General features: G+C 70.9%; 9 protein-coding genes. 5 read left to right on the forward strand and 4 right to left on the reverse strand.

From position 1 onward, the window contains the following. Positions 1-37 precede the first annotated feature (37 nt). The 5 genes from CP967_RS18300 (at position 38) to CP967_RS18320 (ending at position 6,937) form a co-directional block, all read left to right on the forward strand. On the forward strand, positions 38-2,047 hold the full coding sequence (locus CP967_RS18300; protein ID WP_229888488.1) for a LamG domain-containing protein: 2,010 nt from the start codon (positions 38-40) through the stop codon (positions 2,045-2,047). 220 nt (positions 2,048-2,267) lie between these two features. Next, positions 2,268-3,539: an aspartate kinase gene (locus CP967_RS18305; protein ID WP_150489007.1), complete on the forward strand. Its 1,272-nt coding sequence runs from the start codon at positions 2,268-2,270 to the stop codon at positions 3,537-3,539. Next, a complete protein-coding gene (locus tag CP967_RS18310; protein WP_150489008.1) occupies positions 3,536-4,600 on the forward strand; it encodes an aspartate-semialdehyde dehydrogenase in 1,065 nt (354 codons plus the stop codon). The genes CP967_RS18305 and CP967_RS18310 overlap by 4 nt, the downstream gene beginning before the upstream one ends. Positions 4,601-4,958: 358 nt before the next feature. Then, on the forward strand, positions 4,959-5,534 hold the full coding sequence (locus CP967_RS18315; RefSeq protein ID WP_150491919.1) for a SigE family RNA polymerase sigma factor: 576 nt from the start codon (positions 4,959-4,961) through the stop codon (positions 5,532-5,534). A 386-nt stretch (positions 5,535-5,920) separates the two neighbouring features. Continuing rightward, positions 5,921-6,937: a hypothetical protein gene (locus CP967_RS18320; RefSeq protein ID WP_373300406.1), complete on the forward strand. Its 1,017-nt coding sequence runs from the start codon at positions 5,921-5,923 to the stop codon at positions 6,935-6,937. Positions 6,938-7,149: 212 nt separating this feature from the next. Here CP967_RS18320 and CP967_RS18325 read toward each other — a convergent pair whose 3' ends face one another. The 4 genes from CP967_RS18325 to htpG form a co-directional block, all read right to left on the reverse strand. Further along, the gene (locus tag CP967_RS18325; RefSeq protein ID WP_150489010.1) at positions 7,150-7,932 is read right to left on the reverse strand and encodes an SURF1 family protein; all 783 of its coding nucleotides are present in this window, start codon (positions 7,930-7,932) and stop codon (positions 7,150-7,152) included. A gap of 138 nt (positions 7,933-8,070) precedes the next feature. Continuing rightward, on the reverse strand, positions 8,071-9,876 hold the full coding sequence (locus CP967_RS18330; protein WP_150491920.1) for a S9 family peptidase: 1,806 nt from the start codon (positions 9,874-9,876) through the stop codon (positions 8,071-8,073). A gap of 586 nt (positions 9,877-10,462) precedes the next feature. Next, complete coding sequence (locus tag CP967_RS18335) at positions 10,463-11,257, reverse strand: SGNH/GDSL hydrolase family protein (RefSeq protein WP_150489011.1); 795 nt, start codon at positions 11,255-11,257, stop codon at positions 10,463-10,465. A 619-nt stretch (positions 11,258-11,876) separates the two neighbouring features. Further along, positions 11,877-13,793: a molecular chaperone HtpG gene (gene htpG, locus CP967_RS18340; protein WP_150489012.1), complete on the reverse strand. Its 1,917-nt coding sequence runs from the start codon at positions 13,791-13,793 to the stop codon at positions 11,877-11,879. Positions 13,794-13,866: the final 73 nt, after the last annotated feature.

The raw sequence follows: 13,866 nt of genomic DNA on the forward strand, positions 1-13,866 counted from the left end.
GGCGACGCCGGGCATCGGGGCGGCAGCGGACGGACTCGTGCCGAAACAGCCGCTGACGGCGGATCTGGGCACGGGCAGCCTGCCGTGCGCGACGGGTGACGCGCGCCTGTACGTGAATTCCGTCCCCCAGCTCACGGCCCGGCTCCACGGTCCCGGGGACAAGCAGCCGGGCGAGGCCGACCGGGTGCGGGGAGAGTACGAGGCGTGGTGGCGGGGGGAGGACGGCGTGGAGGAGCGCCTGGCCTTCACCACCAGCACGATGTCGGACACCGCGCCGTTCTCCTGGCAGTTGCCGGCCACCGTTCCCGCGGAGACCGTCGTGTCGTGGAGGGTCCGTGCCGTGAACGACGCCGGTGCGTCCGCCTGGAGCAGTGACGGCAGTGGTCACCCCTGCGAGTTCGTGTACGACCGCACCGCGCCCGCGGCCCCCGTCGTCAGCTCGTCCGACTACCCCGCCGACGACGTCTGGCGCGAGGGGGTCGGCCGACGGGGGACCTTCCGCTTCCAGGCGTCCGACGACGACGTCGTCGCCTTCGTGTACGACGTCTCGGCCAAGGGAGCGCCCCGGACGGTGGCGACCGGGCCGGACGGGGCGGCCGACATCCGGTGGATGCCCGAGGAGAAGGGCGTCCACGTGCTCCACGTGCAGACGCAGGACCGCGCGGGCAATCGCAGCGCGCCCGTGAACTACTACATCCGGGTCTCGGAGGGTGCGGGGCCGGTGGCGCGGTGGCAGCTCGCCGACGCGACGGGCTCCCGCAGCGCGGCTGCACAGGCCGGCCCGGCGGCTCGGGCCGGTGCCGGGGTCGCCTTCGGCGCTCCCGCGCCCGCGGGAACCCCGCTCACCTCCACCGCGATGCTCGACGGATCGGGGCACGGCTTCCTGACGCCGGGCGTACCGGCCGTGGACACCACACGGGACTTCTCCGTCGGCGGCTGGGTACGGCCGGCGCGGGTGGACGGCACCCGGACGGTCCTCTCGCAGGACGCGGACGGCGCTCCCGCCTTCACCATGGGCCTCCGTCAGGCCGGGGCAGGCCCCGTGTGGTCGTTCGCGGTCGGCGAGGAGCGGGTGGTGGGCGGCCTCCCGGCGAGCGGCGAGTGGGCTCATGTGCTCGGGCGGTACGACGCGGAGACCGGCACCGCCCGGCTGTACGTGAACGGCCGCGCGGTGGGTGAGGAGACCGAGGCGTCCCCCGCCGAGGTCCAGGGTGACTTCCAGATCGGCCGGGCGCGCGGCACGCTCGGGTACCGCGACCGCTGGCAGGGAGAGATCGGCGACGTGCGGGTGTACGACCGGGTCGTGGTCGCGGGCGAAGTGGCGGAGCTGTCCCGGCGTAAGGCCCGGCAGCTTGCCCACTGGGGTCTGGAGACGGCCCCGAACGGGCTGAGCCCCGAGACGGGCGGTGGCGAAGCCCTGCGGCTGGGTGCCGGAGCCTCCCTCTTCAGCATGGCCGACGGCCCGTGTGACGTGTTCGACCCGGACTGCGTCCAGGACTATCCGCTGGAGGTGGTCGGTGAGGGGCACCTCCGGCTGGACGGTGTGACGGGACACGCCGCCACCGAGGCGCCCGTCGTCGACACCACGGACAGCTTCACGGTCAGCGCCCGCGTCAGGCTGTCGGACAACGAACCGGCGGCTCCCATGACCGCCATCTCCCAGGGCGGCACCCACGGCGACGCCTTCAAGATCCGTTTCGACCCCGCGACCTCCAGCTGGGACGTGGTGATGTCGCACGCCGACGAGCCGGGGGCCCGGGAGACGGTGCTCAGCCAGATCGAACGGCCCGACGGCGATGTCGGCTCCGGGCACCGGCTGACCGTCGTGTACGACGCCGCCGCGGACGAGGTGTCCTTCTATCTGGACGGGATGAAGCTCTACGACGGCACGGCCGCCTTCGACTCCGCCTGGGAGAGCACCGGCGGCCTCCAGATCGGCCGTGGCCGCACCGTAGACGGCTGGGGCGAGTACCTCCACGGCGCGGTGGACAGCGTGTACGTGTTTGCCGGCGCGCTGACCGAGCAGGAGATCACCCAGCTGATGTGAGGCCGCCTCTGTGGGGAGGCCGGTGTCGCCCTGCGTGTGGGCTGGGCCACAAAGGGGAGTGCCCGCGGTCCCGGTGGGCAACAGCACCGTACGAGCGGTTTCGGGACGACACGCCGGACCAGGTGGTGGGCGGGACATCTCACCATCCGGTAAGGACGGGTCGTTTCCGGGCCGCTCGTTAAACTGAGCCGACAGCACCATTATTGAGCGAGGAGCGCACGTGGGCCTTGTCGTGCAGAAGTACGGAGGCTCCTCCGTAGCCGATGCCGAGGGCATCAAGCGCGTCGCCAAGCGGATCGTCGATGCCAAGAAGAACGGCAACCAGGTGGTTGTCGTGGTGTCCGCGATGGGCGACACGACGGACGAGTTGATCGATCTCGCCGAGCAGGTATCCCCGATGCCTGCCGGGCGTGAGTTCGACATGCTGCTGACCGCCGGAGAGCGGATCTCCATGGCCCTGCTGGCGATGGCGATCAAAAACCTGGGCCACGAGGCCCAGTCGTTCACGGGCAGCCAGGCCGGTGTCATCACCGACTCGGTCCACAACAAAGCGCGCATCATCGATGTCACGCCGGGCCGCATCAGGACCTCGATCGACGAGGGCAACATCGCCATCGTCGCCGGGTTCCAGGGTGTGAGCCAGGAGGGCAAGAACATCACCACCCTCGGCCGCGGCGGGTCGGACACGACCGCCGTCGCCCTGGCCGCCGCGCTGGACGCCGAGGTCTGCGAGATCTACACCGATGTCGACGGTGTCTTCACGGCCGACCCCCGGGTCGTCCCGAAGGCCCGGAAGATCGACTGGATCTCCTTCGAGGACATGCTGGAGCTGGCGGCGTCCGGTTCCAAGGTGCTGCTCCACCGCTGTGTGGAGTACGCACGCCGTTACAACATCCCGATCCACGTCCGCTCGTCCTTCTCCGGGCTGCGCGGCACCTGGGTCAGCAACGAGCCGCAAGGGGACCAGCAGGTGGAGCACGCCATCATCTCCGGAGTCGCCCACGACGTCTCCGAGGCCAAGGTCACGGTCGTCGGCGTGCCCGACAAGCCGGGCGAGGCCGCCGCGATCTTCCGCGCCGTAGCGGACGCCGAGATCAACATGGACATGGTGGTGCAGAACGTCTCCGCCGCGTCCACCGGCCTGACGGACATCACGTTCACGCTGCCCAAGACGGAGGGCCGCAAGGCCATCGACGCCCTGGAGCGCAACCGGGACCGCATCGGCTTCGAGTCGCTGCGCTACGACGACCAGATCGCCAAGATCTCCCTCGTCGGTGCCGGCATGAAGACCAACCCGGGTGTCACCGCGGGCTTCTTCGAGGCGCTGTCCAACGTCGGTGTGAACATCGAGCTGATCTCGACGTCCGAGATCCGTATCTCGGTGGTCACCCGCGTCGACGACGTCAACGAGGCCGTGCGTGCCGTGCACACCGCCTTCGGGCTCGACAGCGACTCCGACGAGGCCGTCGTCTACGGGGGCACCGGCCGATGACGTCACGCCGCCCTTCGCTCGCGGTCGTCGGTGCGACCGGGGCGATCGGCGGCGTCATGCTCCAGATCCTGTCGCAGCACGCCGACGTCTGGGGCGAGGTGCGTCTGATCGCCTCCCCGCGTGCGGCCGGCCGCAAGCTGGCCGTACGCGGCGAGGAGACCGAGGTGCTCCCGCTCGACGAGGCCGTCTTCGACGGGGTGGACGTGGCCCTGTTCCTGGTGCCGGAGGACGTGTCCGCCCGTTGGGGCCCGGTGGCGGCCGGCCGGGGCGCCGTGGTCGTGGACGGCTCGGCGGCCTTCCGGCGGGACGACGACGTGCCCCTGGTCGTCCCGGAGGTCAATCCGCATGCCGCGCGGCTCAGACCGCGCGGCATCATCGCCTCGCCGAACTGCACGACCCTGTCGCTGATCGTCGCGGTCGGCGCCCTGCACGCGGAGTTCGGGCTGCGGGAACTGATCGTCTCCTCCTACCAGGCGGTGAGCGGGGCCGGCCGCGAAGGCGTCGCAGCCCTGCGCGAACAGCTGTCCCTGGTGGCGGGCACGGAACTGGGCACCGGGCCCGGGGACGTACGGCGGGCGGTCGGTGACGGGGACACCGGCCCCTTCGCCGCACCGGTGGCGCTGAACGTCGTCCCCTGGGCGGGCACGGACGCCGGTGACGGCTGGTCCTCCGAGGAACTGGCGATCCGCGACGAGTGCCGCAAGATCCTCGGTCTTCCCGGCCTGAAGGTCTCGGCGACCTGTGTGTACGTCCCCGTCGTGGCGACCCACTCGATGTCGGTGCACGCCCGCTTCGAGAACGAGGTGGCCGTGGACCGCGCGCACGAGATCCTCGCGACCGCGCCCGGTGTGGTGCTCTTCGACTCCCCGGCCGCCGGTGACTTCCCCACCCCCTCCGACGTCGTGGGCACCGACCCGACCTGGGTGGGCCGGGTACGGCAGTCGATGGACGATCCGTGTGCCGTCGAGATGTTCATCTGCGGAGATAATCTCCGAAAAGGGGCAGCTCTCAATGTGGCGCAGATTGCCGAATCCGTAGCGGTCGAATTCCCGCGGGATTGATCGAACCTCTTTTGTAGGATCTGTGTGTGCCCTGTGAGTGAATCGGTGGCCTAAACCTCTTGAGCTGGGGCGTTGCCATATCCGACGATGACCTTCTGGCCTTGTGCAACCGCTCGCCGGATGCAGTGCGTCTCTGTCGTCACTTCTTGTGTGGCTGGATGCAGTTATGGGGCATTTGGGAAGAGCAGGTACGAATGAGGGCATGTCGCACAGCATCGAACGCGGTGCCGTACGCGTACAACCCTGACGGGGGGCAGCGTGTCCAACTGGCGTGGCAGAGGTTCTCGACATCACAGTGGTGGGCCCGTTGCGGAGCACTCCGGTGCGCCCGCTCCGGCGGCCCCGCGCGTCCGGTGGCATGCCGGTGATCGCGCCCATGCCCGCCGCGCGTTCCGCACGCCTGCCGTCGCAGCGCGAGGGCGCTGAGGAGACGGTGGCGGCGGGAACGACGGTCGACCATCTGACCGAGACCTATCGCGCCCACTACCGCTCGCTGCTGGGGCTCGCGGCGCTGCTGCTGGACGACACCGCCTCGTGCGAGGACGTCGTCCAGGAGGCGTTCATCCGGGTGCACTCGGCCCGCAACCGGGTGCGGGAGCCGGAGAAGACCCTGGCGTACCTCCGCCAGACCGTCGTCAACCTCTCCCGGTCCGCCCTGCGCCGGCGCATCCTCGGGCTGAAGCTGCTCTCCAAGCCGATGCCGGACATGGCGAGCGCCGAGGAAGGGGCGTACGACCAGCTGGAGCGGGACGCGCTGATCAAGGCGATGAAGGGACTTCAGCGCCGCCAGCGCGAGGTTCTGGTGCTGCGTTACTTCTCGGACATGACGGAGGCCCAGGTCGCCGAGACCCTGGGCATATCGCTCGGTTCGGTGAAAGCCTACGGATCGAGGGGCATAGCGGCTCTGCGCGTCACGATGGAGGCGCAGACATGAGCGGGCCGGAACACAGGCACGACGATGACCGGACTGGAAACGGAATTGTGAACCACGGGCCGGACAACACCTCGGACCCCGTAACGGAGCGGAGCGCGGGCGACCGGACGCGGAGCGACGGAGCGACCGCCGGCGCCCCTGGCCCCGCCGACGCCCCTGGTTTCCCCGGCCCCTTGGGCGCGTCCGGCCCCGCCGTGTGCGGTGGTACGGAAGCCGGTGGTCCGGAAACGGAAGGCCCGGAAACAGAAGACGCGGAAACGGAAGGCGCGGGCGGTGAGGGCGGCGGTGCAGAACCGGCCGGAGCCGGCGGCACCCTGACGGCGCTCTTCGGTGCCGGCGCAGGCTCCGGCCGTCGTGCTGACGGCCCTTTCGCTTCCGGCGGCATCGTGGACGAGACGGCGCTGCGCCGGATGATGCAGGGGGCGGTCGGCGGCCTCGAACCCGCCGAGGGGGTCCTCGACCACTTGCAGCGCGCCGTTCCCGCCCGACGGGCCAGACGGCGTCAGGCCGTCGTGGGCGCCGCCGCTGCCGCCCTGCTCATCGGTACGGCGGTCCCCGCCTTCCTCCATGTGGCGAACTCGGAGGGGTCGGTCGCCGCCAACCCGTCCATCGCCGGCCACGGGGAACAGGCCCAGGGCGGCAACGGCCAGGACACGGGCGCCCGGACGAGCGGCCAGGACTCCGGCGGTGGTCCCGCCGCCCGGCAGAGCGAGGGCAGCAGCCAGGGGCAGACCGACCCGTCCGCCGGCCCGACGCAGGAGCCCGGGGCGGGCTCCGACGGCTCCGGTGCCGAGGGTGCCGACGCCACACCGGGCACCGATGCGGCGGAGGTGCCGGCCTGCGACCCGGGCCAGCTGGGGGTGGCGTCCGCCGAGGCGGGCGCCCCGGGTGCGGACGGCAAGGTGTACGGGAGTTTCAGGATCTCCAACGTCTCGGGCAAGGCGTGCTCGGTGACGAGTGACGGCACCGTCGGCTTCCAGGCGGCGGGGGCTGCCGACCCCTTGAAGATCACTGTCGTCCAGCACTCCGCCGGTGATCCGGCCAGTGGACTGCCCGATCCCTCACTGGAGCCGAGGGCGGTCCTGCTGAAGCCGGCGATGGCGTACGAGGTCCGGTTCGCCTGGGTGCCGACGGACAGCTGCCCGACGACCGGTGGTTCACCCAGCCCCACTCCCACAGTCGGTGACGGCGGCGGGGGCACCGGCGGTACCGGCGGTGCGGCGGGCACCCCCGAGGGAGCCTCGGACACGGCGGCGCAGTTCGGCGCCGCGGACGAGACCCCGGCCAACGGCAGTATCGCGGTGACGCACACACCGGAGACCGGTGCGCCGACCGCCGAGACCACGATCCCCCACGCCTGCGCGGGCACCATCTACCGCACGGGAGTGCTGGACGCCTCGTAACCCACGGGCGGACGGCCGAGGACGTGACGGAACCGGTCCGGGCCGGTCCGCCGGCGGACCGGCCCGCTTCCACCCGGGCAAGGGATGCGGCCCAGGCCGGCCTCCGCACGGGCGGGGCCGCGTCCGGGCCGGTACCACTCGGACGAGGGATGCGCCCGAGCCGGTTCCGCCCGGCCCGGGGAACGTCCGGGTCTGTCCGGCCCGGCCGGATGTCAGTCGGCGTCGGCGGCGAGGCCCAGTTCGACGTCACGCGCCGCCTCGGCCTCGCGGCGCACCAGGCGGAACCACATGAAGAGCACGAAACCGCCGAAGACGAACCACTCGCCGGTGTAGCCGAGGTTCTGGAAGGCCTTCAGGTCCAGCCCGCTGCCCTGAGCCGCCGCGGCGGGCACCGGCTCCAACGCACCGCCGGCCCCGGACCCCGGCCCGGGGCCGGTGAGGGTCACCCAGGCGTCGTACACGTCGTACGGGACGAGGTTGACCAGGGCGGCCGCGCTGATCATGCCCAGCTGCCCGTCGGGCAGGCCGCCGCCGGCGACCACCCCGTCGCTGCCGGTGTTCTCCGAAGCCTGCAGGTCGCCGGTCACCGTGACCTGCCCGGCCGGGACCGCCGGGATCTCGGCGCGGTCCGGTGTGCCGGGCAGCCAGCCGCGCACCACAGGCAGCGCCTTGCCCCCGTCGGTGCGCAGCAGGGCCAGCACGTAGGAGCCGGTCCGGTCGTCCAGCTCGCGCCCGGGGACGAGGAACTGGTCCGCGTACGTCCCCGTCGCCACGGCGGGCCGGCCCGAGGTCTCGGTGCTGACCGGAAGCAGCTCGTCGAGGGGCTTCGCCGCACGGGTCCCGGGATCGGGCCGGTTCTCGGCCTCTTCGTGCGACTGCACGCGGTCCTCGAAACGGCCGAGCTGCCATGTCCCCATGAACACGCAGAACGGAATCGCCAGCACGACGAAGAGGTTGATCCCCCACCACCGCGGGGTCAGCAGGAACCGGTACACCCCACCACGGTACGGTCTCCCGCTCCGGTCCCCCGGAGCGGGGTGCACCATTTATCCGGGCCTTACGCCGTCCCGGGCGCCCTTCAGCTGTGTGTACGGGTACTCCGGTTCAATCTGTACGGATCCCGTGGCTCCCCCTCACGGCCCCGGCCGGGGAGCGGTCTCCGGCCGCGGTGCCCCCGCGAGGTGCCGCAGCGCGAAGTCCAGCTCCAGCCGCACCTGCTTGATCCGTTCGTCCACGACGAGCGAGCCGTGTCCCGCGTCGTAGCGGTACACCTCGTGCACGGCGCCCCGGGCGGCCAGCCGGTCCACGTAGTTCTCCACCTGGCGGATGGGGCACCTGGGGTCGTTGACCCCGGCCGAGATGTAGACCGGGGCGCGCACGGCGTCGACGTACGTCAGCGGGGACGATGCCTCGAACCGCTCCGGCACCTCCTCGGGTGTGCCGCCCAGCAGCGTGCGGTCCATCGCCTTGAGGGCCTCCATCTCGTCGTGGTACGCGGTGACGTAGTCGGCGACGGGGACCGCCGCCAGCCCGAGCGCCCAGGAGCCGGGCTGGGTGCCGAGCCCGAGCAGGGTCAGATAACCGCCCCACGATCCGCCGGCCAGGACCAGCCGCTCCGGGTCCGCGAGACCCGACTCCACCGCCCACTCCCGCACCGCCGCGATGTCCTCCAGCTCGATCAGCCCGACCCGGTGCTTCAGGGCATCGGTCCAGGCGCGGCCGTATCCCGTGGACCCGCGGTAGTTGACCCGGACGACGGCGAACCCGTGGTCCACCCACGCGGCCGGCCCGGACGCGAAGGAGTCACTGTCGTGCCAGGTGGGTCCGCCGTGTATCTCGAAGACCGTGGGGAACGGTCCCTCACCGCCGGAAGGCGTCTGCACCAGGGCGTGGATCCGCCCGCCCGGACCCTCCACCCAGACGTCGCGCACCGGCACGGAGGGGGGAGCCTTCTCCCCCGGGGGGTCCAGGACCACGTCCCCGGTCGTCGACCGGACCACCGGGGGCTGTTCGGCCGAGGACCACAGGTACTCCACCGAGCCGTCGGGCCTGGCCGTGGCCCCCGAAACCGTGCCGGCGGGCGTCTCGACACGCACGGGCCCCGCGGCACCCGGCTCGTACCGCCACAGCTCGCTGCGTGCCTCGAAGCTGTGCTCGATGAGGAGCGCCGAACCGTCCGGATACCACTCGGCTCCCACATCACCGGGCAGGTCCACGGGCAGGTCCGTCTGCGTTCCGGCCACCGGGTCCCAGATCATCGGCTCCCAGCGTCCGCGCCGCTGGTGTCCGACGAGCAGCCTGGTGTCGCCGTCCACCGGTGCGAACCCGAGGACCGACAGCCCCAGTTCCTTCGTGCCGCCCTCGGTGTCGTCCAGCTCCGCGACCGTCGTGCCGTCAGGACGCACCACGCGCAGGGCGGAATGCATCGCGTCGCCGTGCTCGGTGTGCTCCAGCGCGATCAGGGAGCCGTCATGGGAGAGGTCGCCGACACCGGCCGATTCCCGGTGCCGGTAGATCTCCACGGGGTCGGTCCCCGCCCGCACCACGTGGACCGTGGTGCCGTCCTCGTCCGTGGAACGGCCGACCACCGCGGTCCCGTCCCGGCCGATCGCGAGCCCGGCCGGATAGGAAGGACCGAGACCGGGGGTCGCGGGCTCGTCCGGACCGCCTTCGAAGGGCTGCCTCATCCACACACCGAACTCGTCGCCGTCGGTGTCGGAGAACCACCAGACGGACGCGCCGTCCGGTGGCAGGACCCCGTCGGTGGTCCCGTTCGGCCGGTCCGTCACCTGGCGCTGCTTCCCCGACGCCCGGTCCCAGGCGTACAGCTCGTACGTCCCGGTGGCGTTGGAGACGAAGAGGGAGCGGTCGGGCGCGTCCTCGGCCCAGTCGGGCAGCGAGACCCTGGGCGCGCGGAAACGCTGCTCCCACCGGGGCATCCGGTCCCGGTCCGGCTTCCGCTCCCCCCGCTCCGGTGCCCGGCCCGCGGCCCGCTCGGCGTCGGTCCCGGCCGGCTTTCCGGACCGGTGCTGTTCCTGTCCCCCGGGGGACGTCTCGTGCTGTGCGTCGCTCATGGCTCCATACAACCCGATCGGACCGGGTCACCGGAGGGCCTGTGGACAACCCCTCCGTCGGCCGCGATCTGTGGACAACTCGCTCACCCGCCTGCGCGGCCACCGGTCGCGGCCTGTGGACAACTCGTCCACCGGTACACACGGCACATACGGTCATCCGGTGCCGGTGCCGGTGCCGGTACCGCGTGGGACAGCCCGGCCGCGGGTCCCGGCGGCCGAGGGACAGCGTGCTCCGGCCAGTACACCCGGGCGGCACGGACAGCACGGGCACAGCCCCGCCTCCGGCCGGAACGCGTGCAGGCGCCACCCGGGCCGCCCGGGTGGCGCCTGCACGGGGAGGCGAGGGGGAGGGAGGATCCCCGTCGCCGTGCACAGCCCGGTACCGCGCAGCAGGCGGCGCCTGCGGGAAGAGGCGTCAGGACCCGCTCCGCGGACCGGGGCCGGGCGGTCCTCAGGCCGCGGAGCGGAAGGCGGGCAGGTATCCGCCCGACTGCCCGGCGACCTTGGGGTGGTACGAGTTGGTGATCGGGAGGGTCACGCTGTGGAGCCAGGCGTCGCCCGAGCACAGCTCGTGCCCGGTGAACTCGTCGACCACGCTGGAGAAGGTGAAGCCCGCGTCGGCCGCCCGCTTGGCGATCACGCCGTTCAGGATGTCGGAGGCGTTGTTGATCGCCCCGCGCTCGGTCTCGGTCAGCCCGGCGATGCAGGAGCCCGAGAGCTTGTAGAAGCGCGGGTACCCCAGCACCACCACATGGGCCTGCGGGGAGCGCGAACGGATGCTGCTGTAGAGCGAGTCCAGCCTGCCCGGGAGGGTGTTCTGCACCTGTGAGACCGCGGTGTTCACCCGGCTGACGCAGGTGGCCTGGCTCTGTAGCACACAGGTCTGCATGACATCGGCGAAGCCGACGTCGTTGCCGCCCGCCGTGATGCTGACGAGGGTGGTCGACGAGCTCAGCGCACTGAGCTGACTGCCTGCCACCGTGGTGGTCGTGGCTCCCGAGCAGGCGACGAACTTGAAGGAGGCCGGGGCGTTCGCGTCCCGCCAGAGGTACGGGTACGCCTTGGTGCTGCGCTTGCAGTCACCGCTCTCGGAGGTGTAGCTCCCGGCCCCGACCCCTGAGGAGTAGGAGTCGCCGAGAGCGACGTAGTTGTCGCCGGCGGCGGAAGCCGGCTGCGCCAGGCCGAGCACAGCGGCGGCGCCGAGCGCGAGGGTCGAGACGGAGGCCCAGAAGGTACGTACTGACATGGCAGTCAGCCCTTCGAAGTGTGGGGGATGAGTGGGGAGTTGGTGCGACGAGCACGTTTGTAGCAGCTCCCGGTACCCCCCGGTAGCGTCCGGTTGAGAAGTCGCCTGATATGCCCGAATGATCGTTCGGTGGGGTGAGCTCCGCGCGTAGATAAACCTCCAGGAGGCCCTCGGGTCGGTGAAGTTGAGGGACCTTCACGGTGGCCCGCCGACGGCACGGCGCCACCTCCGCGCCATCTCCCGGACCATGCCCGGGTGGCCGGATCGTCGGGTGGCCGGGCGGGCTGGGTGGCCGGGCGGTCGTGGGGGCTGGGTGGCCGGACGGTCAGGCGGGCTGGGTGGCCGGGTGGGTCGTGCGGCTGTCGCCGCTCCGCACAACTCCATGTATCCCCGGCAGTCCCGAGGGGCCCGGGCCCTTCAGGGGGCGCACCGTTGTGACGGAGGGGCGTGCAGAGGTGCGGCAGGCGTGTGGAAGCGCGGTGGAGGTGCAGAGGTGCGGCAGGCGTGTGGAAGCGCGGCGGTCATGCGGAGGTCCGGCGGGCGCGCGTACGACTGCGGCCGCCGGGTCGTCCGGCGGCCGCAGTAGCAGAAAGGTGAGCGCGTGCGAGGATGCGCCGGTCTACAGCGTGCGCTCCAGGCGGTCGGCCATCAGCCTGCTGAAGCGGGCGGGATCGCTCAGCTCCCCGCCGTCCGAGAGCAGTGCGAGCCCGTGGACGAGCTCCGCCGCCTCGGCCAGCTCCGTACCGGCGTCCGCTTCCCCGCCCCGCTCGGCGTGCGCCTTCCTCAGGGAGCTGATCAGCGCGTGCGACGGGTTGAGTTCCAGGATGCGCTTGATGTGCGGCACCTCCTGGCCCATGGCGCGGTACATGTTCTCCAGCGCCGGGGTGACGTCGTGCGTGTCGGAGACGATGCAGGCCGGGGACACGGTGAGCCGTGAGGAGAGGCGTACCTCCTTCACCGTCTCGCCCAGCCGCTCCGTCATCCAGGCGAGCAGTCCGGCGTACTCCTCCTGCTGCTTCTCGCGCTCCTCCTCGGCCTTCGCCTTCTCCTCGTCGGTGTCCAGATCGACCTCGCCCTTGGCGATCGACTGAAGCTGCCTGCCGTCGAACTCCGGCACCGACTGCACCCAGACCTCGTCCACCGGGTCGGTCAGCAGGAGGACCTCCAGCCCCTTCGCCCGGAAGGCCTCCATGTGGGGCGAACTCTCCATGGCGGCACGGGACTCGCCCGTCATGAAGTAGATCTGCTCCTGGCCCTCCTTCATGCGTTCGACGTAGGAGCGCAGGGTGGTCAGGCCCTCCTCGTCCTGGGTGGAGGCGAACGAGGAGATCTCCAGGATCGCGTCACGGTTCTCGAAGTCCTGGAGCAGGCCTTCCTTGAGGACCCGGCCGAACTCCTTCCAGAGCGTCCGGTAGTTCTCCGGCGAGGCGGACATCATGTCCTTCACCGTGGAGAGGACCTTCTTGGCGAGGCGCCGCCGCATCAGCTCGATCTGGCGGTCCTGCTGGAGGATCTCGCGCGATACGTTGAGCGAAAGGTCCTGGGCGTCGACCACGCCCTTGACGAAACGCAGGTACGACGGCATGAGCGCTTCGCAGTCGTCCATGATGAACACGCGCTTGACGTAGAGCTGCACACCGCGCTTGTGGCCCTGCATGAAGAGGTCCTGCGGGGCGTGCGACGGGAGGAAGAGCAGCGCCTGGTACTCGAAAGTGCCCTCCGCCTGCATGCGGATGGTTTCGAGCGGGTCGGTCCAGTCGTGGCTGATGTGCTTGTAGAGCTCGCTGTACTCCTCGTCGCTCACCGAGTCCTTCGACCGGGCCCACAGCGCCTTCATCGAGTTGACGGTCTCGGCCGCCGGCTCGGTTCCGTCCTCGGCGGGCGTCACGGCGGCCATGCGGATGGGCCAGGTGATGAAGTCGGAGTACCGCTTGACGATCTCCCTGAGCTTCCAGGGGGAGGTGTAGTCGAAGAGCCGGTCCTCGGTGTCCTCCGGCTTGAGCCGCAGGGTGACCGAGGTGCCCTGCGGCGCGTCGTCGACGGTCTCGACGGTGTAGGTGCCCTCGCCGTCCGAATTCCAGCGGGTGCCCTGCTCCTCGCCCGCGCGGCGGGTCAGCAGGGTGACCTCGTCGGCCACCATGAAGCTCGAGTAGAAGCCGACCCCGAACTGCCCGATGAGCTCTTCGGACGTGGCGGAGTCCTTGGCCTCCTTCAGTTCCTGGAGGAACTTCGCCGTACCGGAACGGGCGATCGTCCCGATCAGCTGCACGACCTCGTCGTGCGACATCCCGATTCCGTTGTCGCGCACGGTGAGGGTGCGCTTCTCCTCGTCGGCCTCGACGGCGATGTGGAGATCGGAGGTGTCGGCCCGGAGCGATTCGTCGCGAAGGGTCTCCAGACGCAGTTTGTCCAGCGCGTCGGAGGAGTTGGAGATGAGCTCGCGCAGGAATACATCCTTGTTCGAGTAGATCGAGTGGATCATCATCTGCAGGAGCTGACGAGCTTCCACCTGGAACTCGAATGTCTCGGCCGGCATGGGTGCGGGATCCCTTTCTGGGGTACGTCGGATGGCCGGGACATATCGTAACCAGCGGCTCTCCCGCCCGGGG

Source organism: Streptomyces nitrosporeus (assembly GCF_008704555.1).
GTDB lineage: Bacteria > Actinomycetota > Actinomycetes > Streptomycetales > Streptomycetaceae > Streptomyces > Streptomyces nitrosporeus.